Consider the following 23,955-nt stretch of genomic DNA (forward strand, 5'->3'; position numbering starts at 1 on the left):
CCGCCCGCCCGGCCACCGCCCCGCCACGACCGCAAGGAACCCCGATGCACGAGACGAACGCCCCCGAGGGAACCAGGCAGACACCCCTCACCCGGGCGCTGGGCACCATCCGCTCCCTGCGCAGGCAACTCGGCGAGCAGCAGGGCAACCAGCCCGTCGCGATCATCGGCGCGGGGCTGCGACTGCCCGGCGGCATCGACACCCTCGACGGCTACTGGACCGCCCTGGCCGAGGGCCGCGACCTCGTGCGCCCGATGCCCGAACACCGCAAGGGACCCTTCGCCGACGCCTGGCGGGGAGTGCCGCAGCGCGGCGGGTTCCTCGACGAAGTCCTCGACTTCGACGCCGAGTTCTTCGGCATCAGCCCCCGCGAGGCCCGCCACCTCGACCCGCAGCACAGGCTGCTCCTCGAGGTCGCCTGGGAGGCCATGGAACACGCGGCCGTCCCGGCGGACACGCTCGCCGAGGCCCGCGCCGGCCTCTACCTCGGCGTCATGTGGCAGGACTACCGCGAGTGGTGCCAGGGGGAGCCCGACGCCTACTGGGCCACCGGCAACGGACACAACTTCGCGGCCGGCCGGGTGGCCTACGCCCTCGGCCTCACCGGCCCGACGATGACCGTCGACACGGCCTGCTCGTCCTCCCTCGTCGCCGTCCACCTCGCGGTGCAGGCGCTGCGCCGCGGCGAGTGCGGACTCGCCTTCGCCGCGGGCGCCAACCTCATCATGTCGCCCGCGACCATGCGGCTGGTCCAGGAGACCCGCTCGCTGTCGCCCGACGGCCTCTGCAAGACCTTCGACTCCCGGGCCAACGGCTTCGCCCGCGGCGAGGGCGTCGGCGTGGTCCTGCTCAAACGCCTCGACCACGCCCTGCGCGACGGCGACCGGGTGCTCGGCGTGATCAGGGGGACGTCCGTCAACCAGGACGGCCGCTCCAGCGGATTCACGGCGCCCAACGTCCTCGCCCAGGTCTCCCTGATCGAGGCCGCCCTGGACGACGCGGGACTCGAACCGGCCGCCGTCGGCTACGCGGAGACCCACGGCACCGGCACCGCGCTCGGCGACCCGATCGAGATGGACGCGCTGGCGACCGCGCTGGGCCGCCGCAACGGCGGGGCTCCGCTGCCGGTCGGCGCGGTCAAGACCAACTTCGGCCACCTCGAAGGGACCGCGGGAGTGGCGGGGCTCATCAAGGCGGCCCTGTGCGTGTCCCGCCGCCAGGTGCCGCCCGTCGTCCACTTCCGGCATCTCAACCCCAGGATCGACCTGTCAGGCACCGGGATCACCGTGCCGGACCGCCTGGGGGAGTGGTCGCCGCTGTCCGGGGACTGCGCCTCGGTCAGCTCGTTCGGCATGAGCGGCACCAACGCCCACGCCGTCGTCGGTCCGCTGCTCCCCGAGGAGAGCGCCGACGCACCGCACGCCGACCGCGCCCCGGTGACCGTCAGCGGCTTCGAGATCTCGGCCAGGACCCCGCAGGCGCTGCGCGAGAGGGCCGACCGGTACGCCACCGCGCTGGCGGCGCTCGACCCCGCCGACTACCCGGCCTTCGCCCACACCATGACCGCGGGACGGACCCGGATGGAGGCCCGCGCGACCGTGACGGCGGCCGACCCCGGCACGGCGGCCAGGGCCCTGCGCGCCCTCGCGGAGGGCCGCACGGTCCCGGAGATCACCGGGTGCGGGGACGAGCCGCAGGGCGCCCGCGGCGTCCAGGACACGGCGGGACCGCTGCCGAGGAACGCCCTCGACCTGCCCCACTACCCCTGGCAGCGGCGCCGGTTCGCCCCCCGCGCGCTGTCCGCGGGCACGACGGACGCACCGGCCGGCCCCGAGCGGCCGCTCGTCCACGAAGTGACCTGGCGGACGTGGCGGGACCCGGCCGCCGTGGACCCGCGCCCGGTCGTCCTCGCGGGCGACGACACCGACCTGCTCGGCGCGCTCGCCGCGCGGGCCGCCGCGCTGGGCCTCACCGGAACCGTCCTCACCCCGTCCGCACCGGCCCTCCCCGACGGCTGGCGCGCCGCGCCGCTCCCGGCCGACGGCGCCGCCTGGGCCGCGGCCCTGACCACCGGGGCCCTGGACGCGGACGCACCGCTCGTCCTCGCCCTGCGCGCCACGAGGCTGCCCGACGCCGGCACGGGGCAGACCGCGGGCGCCGACCCGGCCGAAGCCACCGTCTCAGGACCGGACGGTCTCGGAGCCGGCCGGGCCGCGGACGCCGTCGGGCCCGGGGCGGCCCTGTGCGCGGCGGTGACGGCCGCCACCGCCGGGCTCGCCCGCGAGCGGGGCGGCGCCCGGGTGTTCGCCCTCAGCCGGGCCGCCTGCCGCACCCGGCCCCAGGACACGGTGGCCCCCACCGACCACGGCCTCCTCCACGGGCTCGCGCCGGTCCTCGGACTCGAACTCGGCGACGGCTGGGGCGGGGTCGTCGACCTGCCCGCCGACCCCGCCGCCGCCGATCTCGACGCGCTGCTGCGCTTCGTCGCGGCCGAGACCGCCGGCGCCCTCGCCCAGGAGCCGGCCGAGGACCGGGCCGCCGTCCGCGACGGATCGGTCCTGGTCGCCCGCCTCACCGAGACGGCCACCGGCACCGCACCCCTGACCGTCCGGCCCGACGCCACCTACCTCGTCACCGGCGGACTCGGCGGCGTGGGCCGTGAGCTGACCGCCGAACTGGTCGCCCGCGGCGCCCGCCACCTGCTGCTCGTCGGCCGCCGCCCACTGCGCGAACTCGCCCTCGAAGCGCGCGAGTTGCTCGGCCGACTGGACGCCGAGGGCGTTCAGGCCGTCTACCGGCCAGGTGGCTGCGACACCGCCGAGGCCCTCGCCGCCGTCCACCACGACCTGCACGGCATGCCGCCGGTGCGCGGGGTCCTGCACGCGGCCGGGACACTGGAGCGCGCCCCGGCCGCGGAGACCGGCCCGGCCGGCTTCGCCGCCTCGCTGCGCGGCAAGTTCGCGGGCGCCTGGCTGCTGCACCGCGCCTCCCTCGACTGGCCGTTGGACTTCTTCGTCACGGTCTCGTCGGTCTCCGCGGTCTGGGGCACCAACCGGTGCGCCGGCTACGCGGCGGCCAACGGCGGCCTCGACGCGCTCGCCGCCCACCGCGCGGGCCTCGGCCTGCCCGCGGCCAGCATCGCCTACGGGCCCTGGGACCTGGGCGGGTCCGGCATGGCCGACTCCGCCGCACGGGACGGCTTCGCCCGCATCGGCGTGGGCGCGCTCGACCCGGCCACGGGCCGTGCCGCCCTCGGCGCCTTCGACTCCCTCGCCGCCCATGTCGTCGTCTGCCCGCTGGACGGCGCGCGGTTCCGCTCGGTCATGTCGCGGTTCCGGGCGCGCGGCCTCCTCGCCCGGGACGGGACGGACGGCGCGGGCCGCACCGCTCACTTCGACGGCACGGACGGCCAGGTCCGCGCGGACCAGGGCCCCGCCGAGTCCGGCGAGGGACCCGTCGAGCCGTCCGTCGTGGCCGCGCTCGCCGCGCTGCCCGAGCGTGGCCGCCCCGCCGCGGCCCGCGCCCACGTGGCCCGGATCGTCGCCGCCCAACTCGGCTTCGACTCCGCGGACGCCGTCCGCCACGACGCCGGGTTCTTCGATCTCGGCCTTGACTCCATCATGGCCGTCGACCTGGTCGCCCGCCTCGGCCAGGCGTTCGGAGTCACCCTGCGCGCGGCCGACGTGTTCGACCACCCCAGCGTCACCCGCGTCACGGAGCACCTGCTCACCCTCGAACCCGAACCCGAACCCGGACTCGCACCCGAACCCGGACTCGCACCCGAACCCGGACTCGCACCCGAACCCGCCTCCCGACCGCGACCCGCCCCGGCCCCCGCACCCGGCCCCGCCCTCGCCGCCGCCCCGGCCCCCGCGGCATCCGAACCGGCCACGGCCGCCCACCCCGCCCCCGACCCGCACGAACCGATCGCCATCATCGGCATGGCCGGGCGGTTCCCGCAGGCCGACTCCGTCGAGGAGCTGTGGGACCTGCTGCGATCGGGCCGCGACGCCGTCGGCCCGGTCCCCGAAGGGCGCTACGACACCGCCGCCTTCCACCACGACGGCTCCGCACCCGGCCGGATCACCACGGACCAGGGCGGCTTCCTCAAGGACGTGGCCCGCTTCGACGCCGCCTTCTTCGGGATCCCCGCCCGCGAGGCGGAGAACCTCGACCCGCAGCAGCGCCTCCTGCTGGAGTCCGCCTGGCACGCCCTGGAGGACGGCGGCCTCGACCCGCACGCCCTGCGCTCCACCCGCACCGGCGTGTTCGTCGGCATCAGCTACGCGGACTACGCGCGCGTCCTGGCAGGACCAGGCGCCGACCGCCTCGACGCCTACTACAGCACCGGCACCTCGCTCAACGCGGCCGCCGGCCGGCTGGCGTACGTCCTCGGGCTCAACGGCCCCGCGCTGGCCGTCGACACCGCCTGCTCGTCCTCGCTCGTCGCCCTGCACCTCGCCGTGCGCTCACTGCGCGGCGGCGAGTCCGACACGGCCCTGGCCGGCGGGGTCAACGTCATCCTCGACCCGCTGGCGTCCGTCGCCGCCAGCCGCGCGCACATGCTGTCCCCCGACGGCCGCTGCCGCTCCTTCTCGGCCGACGCCAACGGGTTCGTGCGGGCCGAGGGCTGCGCCGTACTCGTCCTCAAGAGGCTCTCCGACGCCCGGCGGGACGGCGACCGGGTGCTCGCCGTGATCCGCGGCACCGCGGTCAACCAGGACGGCGCCTCCTCCGGGCTCACCGCGCCCAGCGGCACCGCCCAGCGCGACCTGCTCACCGACGCGCTCGCCGACGCCCGGGTCAGCGGCTGCCAGGTCTCCTACCTGGAGGCCCACGGAACCGGCACCGCCCTCGGTGACCCCGTCGAACTGGGCGCGGCCTGGCGGGTGTTCGGGCCGGAACGCAAACCCGGCGAGCCGCTGCACATCGGCTCGGTCAAGAGCAACATCGGTCACTGCGAGTCCGCCGCGGGCATGGCGGCCGTCGTCAAGACCGTGCTGGCGTTGAGACACGATCTCCTCCCGGCCAACCTCCACTTCGCGGCACCCAACCCGCATGTGGACTGGGCCGGCATGAACGTCAGGGTCGTGGACACCCCCACCCCCTGGCGTTCCGGCACGGCACCGCGCGTCGCGGGCGTCTCCGGATTCGGACTGTCCGGGACCAACGCCCACGTGGTGCTCGCCGATCCACCGGCCGGGACCACCGCCGCCACGAACGACGACCCGGCCGGCGCCCCGTACCTCGTCCCCCTGTCCGCACCCGACGCCCCCGGCCTCGAACGGCTCGGCGCCGCCTGGCGGGAGCGCCTGGCCGACGCCACCGAAGGCGAACTCGCGGGCCTGGCCGCCACCGCCACCACCGGCCGCGCCCATTTCCCGCACCGCCGCGCCCTGTTGGGCCGCACCCGGGACGAACTCCTCAGCCGGCTCGCGGCCCCGCTCCCGGACCGGGAGGGCGCAGGACGCCCCCGGATCGCCTTCCTCTTCTCCGGCCAGGGCAGCCAGCGGTTCGGCATGGGGCGCGAACTCTACGAGACCGAACCGGTGTTCAGAGACGTCTTCGACCGCTGCGACCGCGAACTCGCCCCCGTCCTCGGCGCGTCCCTCGTCGACCTCGTCCTCTACGGCACCGACCAGCAGGCCGTGCACGAGACCCGGGTCACCCAGCCCGCCCTCTTCGCCCTGGAGAGCGCGCTCGCCGCGCTGTGGGAGTCCTGGGGCGTCACCCCCGACGTGGTCATGGGGCACAGCGTCGGCGAGATCACCGCCGCCGTCCACGCGGGCGTCATGGACCTCTCCTCCGGGCTGCGGCTGATCGCCCGCAGGGCCGAGCTGATGCAGGGCACCCCGCGGGGCGCGATGCTCGCCGTGCGCACCGGTGAGGAGCGGCTGCGCGCCCTCCTCGGCGACACCGGCGCCCGTCTCGACGTGGCCGCCGTCAACACCGCCGACGCCACCGTGGTCGCGGGCCCGCCCGAGGAGATCGAGCGGTTCGCCGCCCGGCTCACCGAGCACGGGGTGCGCGCCGCGCGGCTCACCGTCTCGCACGCCTTCCACTCCCGGCTGCTCGACCCCGTCCTGCCCGCGCTGCGCGAGAGCGCGGCGACCCTGCGCTTCGACGACCCGCTGACCCCGCTGATCTCCAACCTCACCGGCGGCCTCGCCCTGCCCGGCACGTTCGACGCCGACTACTGGGTGCGGCACGCCCGCAACCCCGTGCGCTTCCACGACGGCGCGCGCCTGCTCGCCGAGCAGAAGGTGGACGTCTGCCTGGAGATCGGGCCCGACACCACCCTGGTGAACCTGGTGCGCGCGGCGGGCACCGTCCCGGCCGCGGGGCTGCTGCCGTCGCTGCGGCGCGGGAGCACCGATCACGCCGTGCTGGCCGACGCCGCCGGACGCCTCTACGAACTGGGCCACGACCTCGACTGGGCGGCCCGGGAAGCGCCGCGCCGCACCCCACGGGCGGCGGCACCGCTCTACCCGTTCGCCCCCACCACCTTCTGGCGCGGCGCCGGAACCGACACCGCGACCGCCGCCGACACCGCGGCGCCCCCGAGCTCCGGCGCGCCGGAGACGGCCGCCGCGAGCCGGGTCGCGCCGGGCGCTCCGCCCTGGGGCTCCCCGCTGCGTTCCCCGGCGGTCGAGGGCCGCGTGTTCGTCACCGAACGCAGCACCGTCTACCCGCCGCACCTGGACGACCACCGCCTGTTCGGCACCGTGCAGGTCGCGGGCGCGTCCCAGACCGCGACCGTGCTGTCCGCACTCAGCCAGGGCGGCGAACCGGTGGTCCTGGAGGACCTGCACTTCCCGCGCGCCCTGGTCCTGCACGACCACGAGCGCTACGAGCTGCAGATCATCGAACGGGACGGTCCGTCAGGGAGCCGCACGGTGAGCGTGCAGAGCCTCCTCGACCCCGAACGCGGCCGGTGGCAGGAGCACTTGACGGCCCGCCGGCCCGTGGGCGATCCGGTCGGCCACCGGCCCGCACCCGACCCGCGCGCGTTCGTCGCCGGTGCCGGACGCCGTCTCGGCGGCGAGGCGTTCTACCGCCATCTGAGGGGAATCGGCTATCTGCTCGGCCCCTCCTTCAGCTGGGTCAAGGACGCCTGGATCCGCGGCGACGAGGCACTCATCCGGTTCGAGCCTCCCGAGAAGATGAACGAGCCGGCCGAGGACTACGCGATCCACCCCGGCCTCCTCGACTCCTGCCTCCAGAGCTCCGTCTGCTTCGCCATCCACGAGGACGACGAGGAGCCCGCAGAGCAGGAGAGGGCCCTGGTCATCCCGTTCGCGGCGGCCCGGGTCGCCTTCCCCGGCCGCCCCGCCGCGGGCCGGTCCCTGTGGGGCCACGTCAAGGCCGACCTGCGCCCGGCATCGGGCGAGAGGTTCCACCAGGTGGAGACGGCCGACCTGCACCTCTTCGACGACACCGGCGCCACCGTCCTCGCCATGGACGGCTTCCGCTTCCGCTCCGCCTCCCGGTCCGTGCTGCGCGCCTCGCTCCGTGACTCCGCCCCGCACACCTGGGACCTGGTCTGGAACGACGTCCCCGCCGCCGACCCGGCACCCGCGTCCGCGACGGCGTCCAGGACCGTGGCCGTCGTCGGCGCCGCGACCCCGGCGGGACACCTGCTCGTCCGGGCCGTCGAGGAACACGGACACCGCGCCGTCCCGGTGGCCGACGCGGCATCGCTCCCGCACCCGTCCGCCGGCCTGTCCGCCGCCCAGGCCACGGACCTGATCGTCGACGCCCGCTTCCTCGCCGTCGCCGCACCGGCCGACCCCTCGGCCGCGTCCGAGGCCGTGCTCGCCCTCGCCGCCACCCTGCGCTCCGTCCCCGCGACCGTGCCGTACGCGGTCCTCGCGGGCGCCGGCCCGCTCGACGCGCCCCTGCGCGAGACCCTGTGGGGACTGACCGCGTCCGTGGAGGCCGAACAGAGCGAACGGCGGCTGCTGCGGGTGACGTTGGCGGACGGCTGGGACCCCGCCCGACTGCCGGCCGTACTGGACCGGCTCCTCGACGACGGACCGTTCGAGACCCGCGTCGAGTTCGGCCCCGACCGCACCCGCGTCGCCAGGCTCGTCCCCGCGGCACCCACCGACGCCCCGGCCGGTCCCCTCACGGGCGCGGCCCTCGTCACCGGCGGCCTCGGCGCGCTCGGCCTGAGCACCGCCGCGATCCTGGCCCGCAACGGCTGCACCGATCTCACCCTGATGGCCCGTTCCCGCCCGGACGCCGCGGCGCGCCGCGCCATCGAAGCGCTCACCGCGTCCGGCACCCGCGTCCGGGTCCTGAACGGCGACGTCACCGACCCGGCCGACTGCGCCCGCGCCGTCACCGAGGCGGGCAGGGACCAGCCGCTGCGCCGGGTCCTGCACCTCGCCGGGGTCACCGACGACCGGGCCTTCGACCGCGTCGACCGCGCCACGGCCGAGCGGGTCTTCGCCGCGAAGGCGCACGGCGCGGCCGTCCTCGCCGAGGCGGTGCGCGGCCAGGACCTGGACGCGTTCGTCCTCTTCTCGTCGGCCTCCAGCGTGCTCGGCTCGGCGGGACAGACGGTCTACGCCGCCGCCAACGGCTATCTGAACGGCCTCGCCGAGACGCTGCGGGCCGACGGCGTCGCCGCCACCAGCGTCGCCTGGGGGCCCTGGACACCCGACGGCAAGGGCGGCCTCGCCGCCGGCGAGACCGTGCGCCGCGCGACCACCCGGCTGGGCATCGGCTCCCTCACCGACGACACGGCCGAGCCCCTCCTGCTGTCCGCGCTCACCGCGCGCGGGGCCCGCGTGATCGCCGTCGACCTCACGCCCGACCGGTTCACCGCGGCCCTCGACGGCCATCCGCGGGCCCGCCTGCTGGACGCCGCCACCACCGGGGGCGCCGCGCGCGCGGACCGCCCGGACACCGCCGGGCCGCGCGGCTGGTTCGGCGCGCACCTCGACACCCTGGCCCCGGGCGAACACACCGCGGCACTGGCGGACTTCGTGCGGCGCAGCGCCGGGGACACCCTCGGGCAACCCGCGCCCCAGGGCGAGGACACCACCTTCGGCGACATGGGCCTGGACTCGATCATGGTGATCGACCTGCGCACCCGGCTCTCCCACGCCCTCGGGATCGACCTCCTGGCGACGGTCGCCCTCGACCACCCCACGGTCGCCCGCATCACGGACCACATCCAGGGCCTGCGCGACCCTGCACCCGCGAGCGCCCCCGACACCCCGTCCCACCCGCACGCGTCGGACCCATCAGCCCCGCCGGCCCCAAAGCCGCTCCCGGGCCCGTCCGATCCGACGGACCTCTCAGGGATGTCCTTCGACGAACTCGTCCGGGCCGTCCGCAGCGACGTGTCCCAGAAAGGAGACACACCGACATGAGTGAGGCCATGGACACCGCGGCGGTCCGCGCCCTGATGGAGGACCAACTCCGGCTCTCCCGACGGCTGCGCGCCCGCGTCGCCGAACTGGAGGACGCGGCCCACGCACCGGTGGCCGTCGTCGGCATGGGCCTCAGGCTGCCGCCCGCCATCAACTCGCCCGAGGCGTACTGGGAGTTCCTGCGCGGCACCGACTCCGCCCTCTCCGGCATCCCCGCCGACCGGCCAGGACTGCGCGCCGTGCACGACCCGTCCCCCGGACGGCTCGGCCGCTCCTACGTCGACCGGGCCGCGTTCCTCACCTCCATCGCCGACTTCGACGCCGGGTTCTTCGGGATCTCCCGGCGCGAGGCCCGGCTGCTCGACCCCCAGCAGCGGATGCTCCTGGAGACCAGCTGGGAGGCGCTGGAACGGGCCGGCATCGCGGTACGCCGCGCCGACCGCCTGGACGTCGGGATCTACCTCGGCATGATGACGTCCGAGTACAGCGAGCGGAACGAGGACCGCTCCGACACCTCCCGGATCGACCCGTACTACATCACCGGCGGCGGTCTCAGCTTCGGCGCCGGCCGCGTCAGCCACCTGCTGGGCTTCTCCGGTCCCGTCATGGGCGTGGAGACGGCCTGCTCCTCCTCCATGACCACCCTCCACCTCGCCGTCCAGGGGCTGCGCCGTCGCGAGTGCCGCTACGCGCTGGCCGCCGGCGCCAACCTGCTGCTGTCCGGGAGCCTGATGGTCTCGCTCTGCCAGACCCGGGCCCTGGCCCCCGACGGCCGCTCCAAGTCGTTCCTCGCCACCGCCGACGGCTACGGACGCGGCGAGGGCGTCGGGGTCGTCGCCCTGATGCGGCTGGACGCCGCCGAACGGGAGGGCCGCCCGGTCCTCGCCGTCATCCGGGGCACCGCCGTCAACCACGACGGCGCCGCGTCCGGCCTGACCGCCCCCAACGGACCGGCCCAGCAGGAGGTGATCCGGGCGGCCCTCGCCGACGCCCGGATCTCCCCGGCCGACATCGGCTACGTCGAGGCGCACGGCACCGGCACCGTGCTCGGCGACCCGATCGAGATCGGCGCGCTCGACGGCGTCCTCGGAGCGGCGGTCCGCCGCCGAGGCACCCCGCTGAGCATCGGCAGCGTCAAGTCCCGACTCGGGCACCTGGAGGGCGCCTCCGGCATCGCCTCGGTGATGAAGACCGTGCTGATGCTCGAACACGGCGTGATCCCGGCCGCCGCCGACCCGGCCGACGGCGACCTCAACCCGCACATCGACTGGGAGCGGCTGGCCTTCGACGTGCCCCGGCACCACGCCCCCTGGCCCGCCGAACTGCCCCGCAGGGTCGCCGGCGTCAACTCCTTCGGCATGAGCGGCACCAACGTCCACGCCGTCCTGGAGACGTACGAGCCGCCCGCCACCGCCACCGCGCCCGCGCCCGCGCGCCTGCGGCGTCCCGAACTCCTCGTCCTCAGCGCCAAGGACCCCTCAGCCCTCGACCACCTCGCCGACCGGATCGGAGCGCTGCTGCGCACGGCCGACGACGCGCGCATCGCCGACGTCTGCCACACCCTGCGCGCCGGACGCGCCCCCTTCCCGTACCGGCTGGCCGTCGTCGCGACCGGTGCGCGCGAACTCGCCGAGGCGCTCGCCGACCGCCGCGCCCAGATCCTGTCGACGGCCGCCGCGGGCGAGCCGCCCCGCCGGATCACCCTGCGCGCCGAGGGCCCGCCCGACGCCCTGGCCGCCGTCATCGCCGAACTCACCGCCGCGCACCCGCTGCTGCGCGACGGACAGGCCCCGCCGGCCGCGTCCCCTGGCCACCCCGCCGAGACCCTCCGGGCCCTGCTGACCCGCCTCGGCGTCCCGACCTCACCGAGCGACGGCCCTCGACCGGAGACGACCGGTGGCCCCGGACGGCAGACGGCAGACGGCCCCGGACGGCAGACGGCCGACCGCCCCGCCCAGGACACGGAGGACCAGCCCGCCCCGGACGCGGCGCACGGCGTCGCCCGTATCGAGCTGTCCTGGGAGGCGCACGGCCGCCGCACCACCCTCCCGCTGGCAGGCCCCCGTCCCCAGGACGCCCCTGAACTGCTGGCCACCGCGCTCGCCGCGCTGTTCACGGCCGGCGCCGACCCACGCCTCGCGCCGCTCGCCGCCCCCGGCGCCCACTTCGTCGCCGACCTGCCGACCTACCCCTTCCGCCCGACCCGGTACTGGATCGACGAACCCCGGGACACCGCGAGGACCGGCCCAGCCACCGGGACGGCGACCGGCGTCCCGCTCCCGGACTCGCTGGCCCCCGAACCCCTCACCCGCCACCTCTTCGACGTGCTCGGCGACGTCCTCCAGGCCGACGACCTCGACCCCGGCCTGTCCTTCCTGGACGTCGGCGGGGACTCCTTCCTCTCCACCCTGTTCATCACCCGGGTCGAGGAGCACTTCGAGGTCGGCATGACGGCCGGCGAACTCTCCCTCGACCTGCCCCTGCGCGACCTGCTGGGCAAGCTCGCCGAGAGCATCGCCGCCACCGCCGAGGCCGGACAGGAGGTGGGCGCGTGAGCACCGGCGCCGCCGCCTTCGTCAGGCCCCGCACCCTCACCCCGGCCGACCTGCGTCTCGTCGTCGTCCCGCACGCCGGCGGCTCGGGCGCCGTCTACCACCCCATGACCCGCTACCTGCCGCCGAGTTGGGAGCTGCTGCTGCTCGACCTGCCGGGCCGGGGCAAACGGCACGGCCTGCCGCCTCTCACCGACATGAAAGCGCTCGTCGCCCAGGTGACCGACGACGTCGCCGCCCTCGCCGACGGAACGCCGCTGGCCCTGTTCGGACACAGCTTCGGGGCGGTCGTCGCCGCCGAGACCGCCCGGTCCCTCGAGAGCCGCGGCACCGTGCCGCTCTGGGTGGGCGTCTCCGGACGGCAGGCGCCCGCCGTCCGGCCGGGCATCCGCCTCCTCGACCCCACCCTCTCCGAGGTGGAACTCGCCCGGCGCCTCACCCGCCTCGGCGGAATGCCGGACCGCCTCGACGAACTCCCCGAATTCCGCGCCCGGTTCCTCCAACTGATCAGGTCCGACCTCCGGGCCCTCGACTCCTACCGGCCCGCCGTCGGACGGCGGCCACTGACCGGCGACCTCACCGCCTTCGCCGCCACCGACGACGCGCTCGCCCCCGCAGCGGGCGCCGCCGCCTGGGCACCGGAGACCACCGGCGCGTTCCGGCGCCGGATCTTCCCCGGCGGACACTTCCACTTCCTCAAGGACGCCTTCCCCGCGTTCACCGCGGCCGTGGTCGCCGAGATCGAGGAGACCAGGGGACGCCTGTCCCCTTCGTCCGCGGCGGCCGGACGGGAGGAGACGGCATGAACCACGGCCACCCCGCCGACTTCCGCGCCCTGATGGCCGGCTTCCCCACCGGCGTGACCATCGTGACCACCACCGGCACCGGAGGCGACCCGTGGGGCATGACGCTCACCTCCCTGTGCAGCGTCTCCATGGAACCCCCCGTGCTGCTGGTGTGCATGCGCCGCGGCAGCCCGACGCTCGACGCGGCCCTGGCCCGCCGCTCGTTCGCGGTCAACCTCCTGCACCGGCGGGCGCGTTCCACCGCCGAACTCTTCGCCTCCGGAGCCCCCGACCGCTTCGACCGGGTGGCCTGGCACGCCCCGGCCGGCACCGGCGGCCCCCACCTGCTGGAGGCCGCCCACACCGTCGCCGACTGCGCGGTCACCACCGACCAGGTCGTGGGCGACCACGTCGTGATCATGGGCCGGGTCACCCGGGTGACCCGGCTGGCCGAGGAACAGCATCCGCTGCTCTACGGACTGCGCCGCTTCGCCACCTGGCCCGACACCGACGACCAGCTCTCCTACGACTTCATCTCCTGAAACGGCGGAGACCCGTGACCACCCAGCAACAGACCCGCCGCGTCGCCCCCGTCGCGGCCGAGCGGCCCACCGGCCCCGCCCCCGACACCCTCGACGAGGTGATCGCGCACACCGCGGGCCGCCACCCGAGCCGGGTCGCGATCCAGGACGGGCGGCACCGGCTCACCTACGCCCAGGCCGAACGCCAGGGCGGCACCCTGGCCTCCGCGCTCGTCCTCGGCGGGGTCCAGCTCGGCGACCCCCTCGTCGTCGACTGCGCCGACCACCGCCAGGCGCTCGTCGCCCAACTCGGCGTCCTGAAGGCCGGGGGCGTGTGCGTCCCGCCCCTCGACGGACCGGGCGGCGCCGTGGACGCGGCCCGGCACACCGGCGCCCGCGCCATCCTGTGCAGCCGCGCCACCTACGACCCGCGCGCCAGGGGCGTACCGTCGCTCGCCCTGGACGACCCGGCCACCTGGCGGAAGATCGCGGCGGTGCCACCGGAACGGGCCCTGCCGCGCTCCTCACCCGAGGGCGGCGCCCACCTCCTGCTCGACCCCCACGGCCCCGACCGCCTGATCGACCACCGCTCCTGGCTGCGCTCGGCCGCCGACCGCACCCGCCGCGTCGGAGCGCCGGCCGGCGCGGTGGCCGTCGACCAGGGACCCCTGTCCCGCCCCGCGCTGGCCGCCCTGTGGTGGGCGTTCAGCCGCGGCACGGCCTTGCACACCGCGCCCTGGGTCCCCGACCCCGACTGGCCGCTCGACGGCGCGGGGGACGACGTCGCGCTGCTCACCCCGGAGGCGTACGCCCGCCACCTCGACCGCGGACTGCCGCCCGCCGAACCCCACCGGACCGGGGCCGGCCCCTCCACCGTGGTGCTCATCGGCAGCCCCTGCCCGCGCGAGCTGGTCGCCCGCCACTTCGCCGCCCGTCCCGGCGTCCGGCTCTGGTCGGAGTTCGCCCCGACCGACGGCGCCGTGCCATGGACCGCGCACGAACTGCTCGCCCGGGACGCCGTGCGACCGCACGAACCCGGGGCGGGCAGCCCGGTGCCACCGGTCAGGCTCGCCGTGCGCGGAGCCCGCGGCGCGACCCTGCCCCGAGGGGAGAGTGGCACCATCGTCGCCCTCGGACCGCCCAGGTTCCCCGAGGACGCGCAGGACTCGGGCTGGCGTGGCCGCTGGACACCGGACCACACCCTGGACATCACCGCGCCGCCCGCCACCGCACGCGGCCCGCAGGCCCCGAGCGGCCGCCCCGAGAGGGAAGCGACATGACCGCACCCACCGACCACCGCCCGCCCGAAGCGTCGGCGACCGCCTTCACGGACGCCCTGAACGCCTTCACCGACCGCCCGCACGAACCACCGCCTCTGCAACTGATCGCTCCCGACGGGACGTTGACGCTGCCCCCCGAGCAGACCCCCGGCTACCGGCCCGCGTTGCTGCGCACCCTGTACCGCGACATGCGGATGTCCCGCGAACTCGACACCGAGGCGACCGCGTTGCAGCGGCAGGGCGAACTCGGCCTGTGGCCGCCCCTGCTGGGCCAGGAGGCGGCCCAGGTCGGCTCGGCGCACGCGCTGCGCCCCGACGACTACGTCTTCCCCAGCTACCGCGAACACGGCGTCGCCTGGTGCAGGGGAGTGGACCCCGTCGACGTGGTCAAGCTGTACCGCGGTGTCACCAACGGCGGTTGGGACCCGCGCGAGACCAACTTCCACCTCTACACACTGGTCGTGGGCGCGCACGTGCTGCACGCGACCGGGTACGCCATGAGCCTGGCCAAGCGGGGGAGCGACGCCGTGGCCGTCGCCTACTTCGGCGACGGAGCGAGCAGCGAGGGCGACGTGGCGGAGGCGTTCACCTTCGCCGCGGTCCACGACGCGCCCGTGCTGTTCTTCTGCCAGAACAACCAGTGGGCCATCTCCGAGCCCGTCACCCGCCAGACGAACAGCCCGCTGCACCGCAGGGCGCGGGGCTTCGGTTTCCCCGGCGTCCGGGTGGACGGCAACGACGCGCTCGCCGTGCACGCGGTCACCCGGCACGCCCTGGACCACATCAGGGGTGGGGGCGGGCCCTTCCTCGTCGAGGCGTTCACCTACCGCATGGGCGCCCACACCACCTCGGACGACCCGACGCGCTACCGGCCCCCCGCCGAGCTGGAGCAGTGGCGGGCCAAGGACCCCCTCGCCCGGCTGCGCACCCATCTGACCGCGGCCGGCCACGCGGCGCCGGACTTCTTCGACGAGGTCGAGCAGCAGGCCAGGGAACTGGCCCACCGGGTCCGGCACGCCGTGCGCACCATGCCCGACCCCGAGCGGCTCGGCGTCTTCGACCACGTCCACGCCGAGGGCCACGCCCTCGTGGACGAAGAACGCCGTGGCTTCGAGGAGTACGAACGATCCTTCACCGACCCGGAGAGGCCCTGACCATGCCGGCCGACACCATGACACTGGCCAAAGCGCTCAACCTGTCCCTGCGCACGGCACTGGAGGACGACCGCGATGTCCTGGTGATGGGGGAGGACGTCGGCAGGCTCGGCGGTGTCTTCCGGGTGACCGACGGCCTGCAGAAGGACTTCGGCGAGGACCGGGTGATGGACTCCCCGCTCGCCGAGTCGGGCATCGTCGGCACGGCCATCGGACTGGCCCTCGGCGGCTACCGACCCGTGGTCGAGATCCAGTTCGACGGATTCGTCTTCCCGGCGTACGACCAGATCGTCACCCAGCTGGCCAAGCTCCACGCCAGGTCCGGGGGCACCCTGCGGATGCCGGTGGTCATCCGCATCCCCTACGGCGGCGGCATCGGCGCCGTCGAGCACCACAGCGAGTCACCGGAGGCCCTCTTCGCCCACGTGGCCGGGCTGAAGGTCGTGTCGCCGTCGAATCCGTCGGACGCCTACTGGATGCTCAGGCAGGCCGTCCGCAGCGACGACCCGGTGATCTTCTTCGAGCCGAAGCGCCGGTACTGGGACACCGGCGCGGTGGACCCGGACGCGACGCCCCCGCCGCTGCACCGGGCACAGATCGTCCGGGCCGGCACCGATCTGACGCTCGTGGCGTACGGGCCCTCGGTGAAGCTGTGCGTCGAGGCGGCCGAGGCCGCGGCCGCCGACGGGCACTCCCTGGAGGTCGTCGACCTGCGGTCGGTGTCACCCGTCGACTTCGACACCGTGCAGACATCCGTGGAGAAGACCCACCGCCTGGTCGTCGTGCACGAGGCGCCCGTCTTCTTCGGGGCCGGCGCGGAGATCGCCGCCAGGATCACCACCCGGTGCTTCTACACCCTGGAGGCCCCCGTACTGCGGGTGGGCGGCCACCACGCCCCCTACCCGCCGGCCCGCCTCGAACGGCACTACCTGCCCGACCTCGACCGGGTGCTCGCCACCGTCGACCACTCACTGGCCTACTGAAGGATTCCCCGCCCCATGGCTGAGACCGCTGCCCGGCTGCGCGAGTTCCGGATGCCCGACGTGGGCGAGGGACTCACGGAGGCGGAACTCCTGACCTGGTACGTACGCCCCGGCGACACCGTCACCGACGGCCAGACCGTCTGCGAGATCGAGACCGCCAAGGCCGTGGTGGAGCTGCCGATCCCGTTCGACGGCACGGTCCGCGAACTGCGCTGCGCCGCGGGTCAGACGGTGGCCGTGGGCGCCGTCGTCATCACCGTCGAGGAGCCGCAGGCCGCGCCGAACCCCCGGCAGTCGGTGCTCGTCGGGTACGGCGTCGCCCCCGAGGCCGCCGGGCGCAGGCCGCGCATCGCGGCGGGCGCCACCGCCCGCCGGCCGGCACCGGGATCGGTGCTGGCCAAGCCGCCGGTCCGCAAGCTCGCCAGGGACCTCGGCGTCGACCTCGCCGCCCTGCGGCCCTCGGGCCCGGACGGCGTCATCACCCGGGACGAAGTCCGCGCGGCGGCCGGGGACCGATCCGACGCGGTCCCGCCCCGCACCGGCCCGGAACCGCCGCCCGCGCCCGCCGTCGACCCCAGGGAGACCCGGGTGCCGGTGTGCGGGGTCCGCAGGGCCACCGCCGCCGCGGTGACCGCCTCCGCGTTCACCGCCCCGCACGTCACCGAGTTCGTCACCGTCGACGTCACCCGGACGGTCAAGCTGGTCCGCGACCTCAGAGCGGAACCGGAGTTCGCCGGCCGCCGGGTCGGCCCGCTGCTCCTCGTGGCGAGGGCGCTGCTCGTCGCGATCGAGCGCCACCCGGAGATCAACGCCAGCTGGGACGAGGCGGCCCAGGAGATCGTGCGCAAGGACTACGTCAACCTGGGCATCGCCGCCGCCACCCCACGAGGACTGCTGGTTCCCACCATCAAGGACGCCCACACCCTGCCCCTGACCGCCCTCGCGGACGCGCTGGCGGAGTTGGTGGCCGCCGCGCGGGCCGGCCGGACCACCCCGGCCGCGCTGACCGGCGGGACCGTCACCCTCACCAACATCGGTGTCTTCGCGGTCGACAGCGGCACCCCCATCCTGCCTCCGGGCGAGGCGGCGATCCTCGCCGTGGGCGCGATCGGAAGCCGCCCCTGGGTCCACAAGAAACGCGTGACGCCCCGTCAGGTGGTCACGCTGTCACTCTCCTTCGACCACCGGCTGGTCGACGGTGAACTCGGCTCGAAGGTGCTCGCCGACGTGGCCGCGGTGCTGGAGCGCCCCCACCGTCTGATCGCGTGGCGATGAGTCCGTGGCGCCGCCATCCCCCTCGAACACGGGGCGCCGGTCCGCTTCGGCCGCGACCGGCACAAAGGCGTGGTCGGCGACCCCGCCATAGGCGCCCTCACCGTCGCCGACGTCACCCCCGGCCTCGCATCGGGACCGGTCCCGCGAGGCAGCGCCGCGTCCGGCTACGGGACCACCGAAGACGCCAACCCCAGCGAACCCAGTTGCCGAGCCTCCGTAGCCTCGATCCGGGCCGCCTGCGGCCCGGTGAGGACGTCGCACACCCAGTCCCAGTGCAGCGCCACCACGTCACCGGGGGAGAGCCCCGGCAGCAGTGACCGGCCGCCCGTCGACCAGCGCACGGACTCCCGGCGGGACGGCCCGCGCACCAGCTCGCCGCCGGTCCAGGCGAGGGGCCTGGACTCGACGGTCGCCGACTCGCCCTCGATCGAGCGGACCACACCGGTGCGGATGCGGCACCGGTCGAGGACGGAGACCGCCGTCGGATGGCCCGAGGTCCGCAGCAACTCCGCCCAGGGGTACACCTCGAAGACCTGGAAGGCGTGGTGGGCCAGGGCGCGCTCCGACGCGTCCTGCCAGGTGCCGCCCGTCTGGCCGTGGAAGCGCTCGCGGAGCCGGGCCAGCACCGCGGGCGAAGAGGCCAGCTCCAGAAGGTCGTTGCCGATCCAGTACGCCTCGACCACCCGCTCGTCGAGCGGGTCCGACAACCCGGCCGCCTCCGCGAGCAGTTCGAGGTAGCACCAGGCGCCCTCGAACCGGCGGGCGTGCCGCTCGATGCCCGCGGTCTCCTCCGGGCGCAGCAGCGCCGAGGCGTCGGCGGGCCCGCAGTAGCCGAGTTCGTTGGGCGGATAGGCGTACCGGGCGAAGAGGACCGCTCCGCGCGCGCTCATTCAGCAGATCCTCGGGAGCTGTTCGCCGACGGGGAGTCCGACCACCCGGGTGCCGCCCAGGCCGGTCCTGGCCACCACCATGCCGGGATGCCCGGGGACGACCGTGCCGATCCGGCGGGCACCGCCGCCCAGCGGATGCGCCGTCATGGCCGCGAGGACCTGGTCGGCCGACTCGCCGGGGACGACGGCGATCAGTTTCCCCTCGTTGGCGACCTGGAGGGGGTCGAGGCCCAGCAGGCTGCACGCGTCGCGCACCGACTCCGGTACCGGCAGGTCGCGTTCGACCAGTTCGACGCCGACCTCCGAGGCGGTGGCGATCTCGTTGAGGGAGGCCGCGACGCCTCCCCTGGTGGGGTCGCGCAGCACATGGACGTCGACGCCGGTGGCGAGCAGGGCGGCGACCAGGCCGTGCAGCGGGGCGGTGTCGCTCTCCACGGCGGTCCCGAACTCCAGGCCCTCACGGCAGCTCATCACCGCCACTCCGTGCACCCCGATGTCACCGCTGATCAGCACGGCGTCCCCGGGGCGCGCTCGGCGCGGGCCGATCCGCACCCCCTCGGGGACGACGCCGATCCCCGAGGTGTTCACGTACACGCCGTCCCCGCTGCCGCTGTCGACGACCTTGGTGTCCCCGGTGACGAGCCGGACCCCAGCCGCCCGCGCCGCCGCCCCCATGTCCTGGGCGATCCGGCCGAGTTCGGTGAGGACGGTGCCCTCCTGGAGGATGAACGCGCAGGACAGGTAGAGCGGTACGGCGCCCGACATCGCCAGGTCGTTGACCGTGCCGTTCACCGCGAGGTCCCCGATGGACCCGCCGGGGAAGAACATCGGCTTCACGACGAACGAGTCGGTGGAGAAGGCGAGTCGGGTGCCGGCGCCGAGGTCGAGCACGGCGGAGTCGCCCAGTTCGGGCGCTGCCGCGGAACCGTACGCCGGGAGGAAGAGGTGCTCGACCAGTTCGGCGGACATCGCTCCGCCGCCGCCGTGGCCCATCACGACGGTCGGGGTCTCGCGCAGCGGCACCGGGCAGACCCAGTTCTCGAAGTCCGGTGCGGTGGTGGGGGCTTGGTCCGTCGTCTCAGTCACTTCGCCTCGACCAGTTCCAGTCGGCGGTACGCGTGGTACGCGGCGCACGCGCCCTCGGAGGACACCATGGTGGCGCCCAGGGGATTCCTCGGAGTGCACTCCTTGCCGAACGCCGCGCACTCGTGCGGCTTGATGAGTCCCTGGAGCACCTCGCCCGAGCGGCAGAGCGAGGACTCGGCGGTGCGGATCGCCTCCACGTCGAACCGGTTCTCGGCGTCGAACTCCGCGTACTTTTGGGCCAGTCGCCATCCGCTGCGGGGGATCGTGCCGATGCCGCGCCAGGTCCTGTCGGTGACCTCGAAGACGTCCCGCAGCATCTCCTTGGCGGGCAGATTGCCCTCGTCGCGCACGGCGCGCGGGTAGGCGTTCTCCATCTCGTGGCGGCCCGCTTCGAGTTGGAGGACCGTGCGGCGGATCCCTTCGAGGATGTCGAGCGGCTCGAACCCCGTGACGACGATGGGCACCCGGTACTTCTCGGCGAGCGCCGGATACTCCGAGGTCCCCATCACGCTGCACACGTGCCCGGCGGCCAGGAACGCCTGCACCCGGCAGGTGGGGGACTCCATGATGGCCGCGATGGCGGGCGGCACCAGGACGTGCGAGACGAGCAGCGAGAAGTTGCGCACGCCGAGCCGCCGCGCCTGATGGACCGTCATGGCGTTGGCGGGGGCGGTCGTCTCGAAGCCGATGCCGAAGAACACGACCTCCTTGTCGGGGTTCTCCCGCGCGATCCTCAGGGCGTCGAGCGGGGAGTACACGACCCGGACGTCGCCGCCCGCGCTCTTGACGGAGAACAGGTCCTGCCCGCTGCCCGGCACCCGCAGCATGTCGCCGAAGGAGCAGAAGACGACGCCGGGGCGGGCGGCGATGGCGAGCGCCCGGTCGATGATCTCCAGCGGGGTCACACAGACGGGGCATCCCGGTCCGTGAATCAACTCGATCTGCTCGGGCAGGAGTTGGTCGATGCCGTGTCGGATGATCGAGTGGGTCTGGCCGCCGCAGACCTCCATCATCGCCATCGGCCGGGTGGTGGCCGCGTGGATCTGCTGGAGCAGGCGCTCGGCCAGCTGGGGGTCGCTGAACTCGTCCAGGTACTTCACCGTTCGGCTCCTTCCGGGGTGTCCAGCTGTCGGGCGGCCAGTGCGAAGCCGTCGCCGAACTCCTCTTCCAGGAGCCCGAGTCGCTCGAAGGTGGCGAGGGTCTCCCGCGCGGACGCCTCGTCGAGCCGCTGGATGGCGAAGCCGACGTGCACGACGACGTACTCGCCGACCGCCGCGTCGGGCACGTACTGGAGGCAGACCTCCTTGCGTACCCCGCCGAAGTCGACCTCGGCCATCAGCGCGCCGTCGACCTCGGCGGTCCGCAGGACCCGCCCGGGAACTGCCAGACACATGGTGCCTTCCTTCTCTACGGTCGTGGGTTGCCCGTGTCACACGGGTGGTTGCACGGGAGGCGGGCGCGGGGTGTCAGCCGCCGGCCGCCGCGATGAGCAGTTGCCCGAAGGCGAGGCCGCCGTCGTTGGGCGGCAGCAGGCGGGGCCGCAGGACGGTGAAACCCCCTGCTTCCAGGGCGTATTGGGTCTCTGTGAGGAGCTTCGCGTTCTGGAACACGCCGCCCCCGAGCACCACCACGTCGAGACCGCTCCGCTCCCGGCACAGACCGGCCAGGTCGACGGTGAGGCGGGCGACGGCGGTGTGGAAGCGCGCCGCGATCACCTCCCGCGCGGTACCGGCCCGTACGTCGGCGACCACCGCGCGGATCACAGGACCGGGGTCGGCGCGCACCGGATCACCGGGTCCCGGCCCGGTCAGGGTGCCGAAGGCGTACCCGTGCCCCGGGTCATCGGCGGGCGCCGACCTCGCCAGGTTCTCCAGCTCGATCGCGGCCTGCGCCTCGTACGCGACCTCGTGCCTGACCCCCGCGAGGGAGGCCACCGCGTCGAAGAGGCGGCCCATGCTCGACGTCGGCACACAGCCGAAGCCGGTCGCGAACTGGTGGGCCAGCACGTTCCGTTCGGTCTCCGGGCAGGCCGCCACCGGGGGCAGCTCCTCGTCCCAGCCGACCCCCGCGGCCCGCAGATGCGCGAGCGCCATCCGGTACGGCCGCAGCACGCTGGCGTCACCCCCGGCCAGCGGCACGTACGCCAGCTGGGCGGCGCGCCGGTACGACTTGTAGCCCGCGATCAGCGCCTCACCGCCCCACACCGCGCCGTCGGTGCCGTGTCCGGTGCCGTCGAAGGCGAAGCCGATGACGCTCTCACCGGGACCGAGCCCGTGCTCGCCCATGACCGACGCGATGTGCGCGTGATGGTGCTGCACCGTCCGCACCGCCCGCCCGCGGGCGTGGGTGCGGGCCCAGGTGCCCGACCGGTAACCGGGGTGCCGGTCGGCCACCAACTGCTCGGGCTCGACGCCGGTCAGCAGCGTGAGATGGTCCGCGGTCCGGGTGAGCGCCTCGACGGTGGAGAGGTCGTCCAGGTCGCCGATGTGCTGGCTGACCCAGGCGTAGCCACCCTCGCCCAGCGCGCAGGTGTTCTTCAGGTCGGCGCCCGCCGCGAGCAGCGGCGGCACCTCGAAGGGCAGCGCGAGGGGCAGCGGGGCGTGGCCGCGGGCGCGCCGGACCGGCAGTTCGGCGCCCGCGACGAACCGGCTGACGGAGTCGTCGCAGGGGATCCGGATCGCCCGGTCGTGCCGCAGCCAGGCGTCGACGAGCGGGGCGAGTTCGGTCAGCGCCTGCGCGTCGTCGATGACGATCGGCTCGCCCGAGCGGTTGCCCGACGTCATCACGAGGACGTCGGGGCCGGGTCGGTCGCCGTCGAGTCCGAAGAGGAGGACGTGCAGCGGGGTGTAGGGGAGCAGCATGCCGAGGTCCGGGCTGCCGGGCGCCACCGCGTCGGCAACTCGGGTGCTGCCGGGGCCTGTTCGGCGGGGGAGCAGCACGATCGGCTTCCTCGCGCCGGTGAGGAGCGCCTGCTCGTCCTCGGTCATGGTGACGAGTTCCCCGGCGACGTCGAGGTTCGCGGCCATCACGGCGAACGGCTTGCCGCCGCGCCGTTTGCGGCGCCGCAGCCGGGCGACGGCCGTCTCGTCGCGGGCGTCGCAGGCGAGGTGGTAGCCGCCGAGCCCCTTGACCGCGACGATCCCGCCGTCGGCGAGCAACTTCCGTGCGGCGCGCAGCGCTTCGTCCCCGTGCAGGGGCTCCTCGCTCACGGCGTCGATGAGTTCGAGGCGCGGGCCGCAGTCGTGACAGGCGATCGGCTGGGCGTGGAACCTGCGGTCGCGCGGGTCCTCGTACTCGGTGCGGCACGCGGCGCACATCGGGAACGCGGCCATCGTCGTCGCGGCGCGGTCGTAGGGCAGGCCGGTGACGATCGTGAACCGTGGCCCGCAGTGCGTGCAGGTGATGAAGGGGTGACGGTGGCGGCGGTCGCCGGGGTCGCGGAGTTCGGCCAGGCAGTCCTGGCAGGTCGCGGTGTCGGGGGAGACGAGGGTACGGGCCCGGCCGGTCGCCGCGGTGTCGGCGATGGTGAACCCGGCGTCACCCGCGAGCGGCAGGTCGGTCTCCGTCACGGACTCCACGGCCGCGAGCGGCGGCGGCCCGGTCCGCAGCCGGTGCCCGAACTCCGTCACCGCGTCGAGGTCACCCTCCACCTCGGCGAGGACCCCGGTGCCGGTGTTGGCGACCGAGCCGGTGAGGGCGAGCGCGGAGGCCGTGACATAGACGAACGGGCGGAAGCCCACGCCCTGTACCACCCCGCGCACCTCGAACCGCCGTCGGACCAGGGCCTGTCGGGCGGGCGGCACCTCCTCGTCGCAGCTGCCGGCGCCCATCATCCGAAGCCCCGACAGCGCCTGTTCGGCCTTCGTCTCGTCGATGATCTCCACCGCGAAGCCCATGTGGAGCAGGACCCAGTCGCCGGCCGCGGGGGGCGCGTCGAGCATGCCGACGTTGACGCGGCGCCCGGCGCCCTCCACGTCGACGAGCGCGAGCTGGTCCGCGTACCCCTCGACCAGCTCCACGACGCGACCCGGAATGCCGAGACACAT

At 74.9% G+C, this 23,955-nt stretch carries 13 protein-coding genes; 8 read left to right on the forward strand and 5 right to left on the reverse strand.

The window, feature by feature from the left end; all coding sequences use genetic code 11:
* The first annotated feature begins 44 nt into the window (after positions 1–44).
* The 8 genes from DDJ31_RS35085 to DDJ31_RS35120 are packed head-to-tail and all read left to right on the forward strand — an operon-like array spanning position 45 to position 17,933.
* Complete coding sequence (locus DDJ31_RS35085) at positions 45–9,383, forward strand: type I polyketide synthase (RefSeq protein WP_127176380.1); 9,339 nt, start codon at positions 45–47, stop codon at positions 9,381–9,383.
* Positions 9,380–11,938 carry a type I polyketide synthase gene (locus tag DDJ31_RS35090; protein WP_206280615.1) on the forward strand — a complete coding sequence of 853 codons (2,559 nt, stop codon included), beginning with the start codon at positions 9,380–9,382 and terminating at the stop codon, positions 11,936–11,938. The genes DDJ31_RS35085 and DDJ31_RS35090 overlap by 4 nt, the downstream gene beginning before the upstream one ends.
* Positions 11,935–12,741: a thioesterase II family protein gene (locus DDJ31_RS35095; protein ID WP_127176379.1), complete on the forward strand. Its 807-nt coding sequence runs from the start codon at positions 11,935–11,937 to the stop codon at positions 12,739–12,741. The genes DDJ31_RS35090 and DDJ31_RS35095 overlap by 4 nt, the downstream gene beginning before the upstream one ends.
* Entirely contained in the window at positions 12,738–13,262 is a 525-nt protein-coding gene (locus DDJ31_RS35100) for a flavin reductase family protein (protein WP_127176378.1), read from the forward strand. Before DDJ31_RS35095 ends, DDJ31_RS35100 begins: the two co-directional genes overlap by 4 nt.
* Before the next feature lie 14 nt (positions 13,263–13,276).
* A complete protein-coding gene (locus DDJ31_RS35105) occupies positions 13,277–14,521 on the forward strand; it encodes an AMP-binding protein (protein ID WP_164784829.1) in 1,245 nt (414 codons plus the stop codon).
* Positions 14,518–15,675, forward strand: a complete 1,158-nt coding sequence (gene pdhA / locus DDJ31_RS35110) for a pyruvate dehydrogenase (acetyl-transferring) E1 component subunit alpha (RefSeq protein WP_127176376.1) — start codon at positions 14,518–14,520, stop codon at positions 15,673–15,675. Before DDJ31_RS35105 ends, pdhA begins: the two co-directional genes overlap by 4 nt.
* A 17-nt stretch (positions 15,676–15,692) precedes the next feature.
* Positions 15,693–16,658, forward strand: a complete 966-nt coding sequence (locus DDJ31_RS35115; RefSeq protein WP_164785091.1) for an alpha-ketoacid dehydrogenase subunit beta — start codon at positions 15,693–15,695, stop codon at positions 16,656–16,658.
* 15 nt (positions 16,659–16,673) lie between these two features.
* A complete protein-coding gene (locus DDJ31_RS35120; protein WP_127176374.1) occupies positions 16,674–17,933 on the forward strand; it encodes a dihydrolipoamide acetyltransferase family protein in 1,260 nt (419 codons plus the stop codon).
* A gap of 164 nt (positions 17,934–18,097) precedes the next feature.
* On the opposite strand, the gene DDJ31_RS35125 is transcribed toward DDJ31_RS35120, so the two are convergent.
* From DDJ31_RS35125 to hypF, 5 genes are all read right to left on the reverse strand, one after another.
* Positions 18,098–18,823, reverse strand: a complete 726-nt coding sequence (locus DDJ31_RS35125) for a DUF6390 family protein (RefSeq protein ID WP_127176373.1) — start codon at positions 18,821–18,823, stop codon at positions 18,098–18,100.
* Positions 18,824–19,909 carry a hydrogenase expression/formation protein HypE gene (gene hypE, locus DDJ31_RS35130; protein WP_431026689.1) on the reverse strand — a complete coding sequence of 362 codons (1,086 nt, stop codon included), beginning with the start codon at positions 19,907–19,909 and terminating at the stop codon, positions 18,824–18,826.
* Positions 19,906–21,009 (reverse strand): hydrogenase formation protein HypD, encoded by a 1,104-nt coding sequence (gene hypD, locus DDJ31_RS35135; protein ID WP_127176372.1) that lies wholly within the window; start codon positions 21,007–21,009, stop codon positions 19,906–19,908. The genes hypE and hypD overlap by 4 nt, the downstream gene beginning before the upstream one ends.
* Positions 21,006–21,302 carry a HypC/HybG/HupF family hydrogenase formation chaperone gene (locus DDJ31_RS35140; protein ID WP_127176371.1) on the reverse strand — a complete coding sequence of 99 codons (297 nt, stop codon included), beginning with the start codon at positions 21,300–21,302 and terminating at the stop codon, positions 21,006–21,008. Before DDJ31_RS35140 ends, hypD begins: the two co-directional genes overlap by 4 nt.
* A 73-nt stretch (positions 21,303–21,375) precedes the next feature.
* Positions 21,376–23,955: a carbamoyltransferase HypF gene (gene hypF, locus DDJ31_RS35145; protein ID WP_127176370.1), complete on the reverse strand. Its 2,580-nt coding sequence runs from the start codon at positions 23,953–23,955 to the stop codon at positions 21,376–21,378.

The organism is Streptomyces griseoviridis, from assembly GCF_005222485.1.
Taxonomy (GTDB): Bacteria; Actinomycetota; Actinomycetes; order Streptomycetales; family Streptomycetaceae; genus Streptomyces; species Streptomyces hintoniae.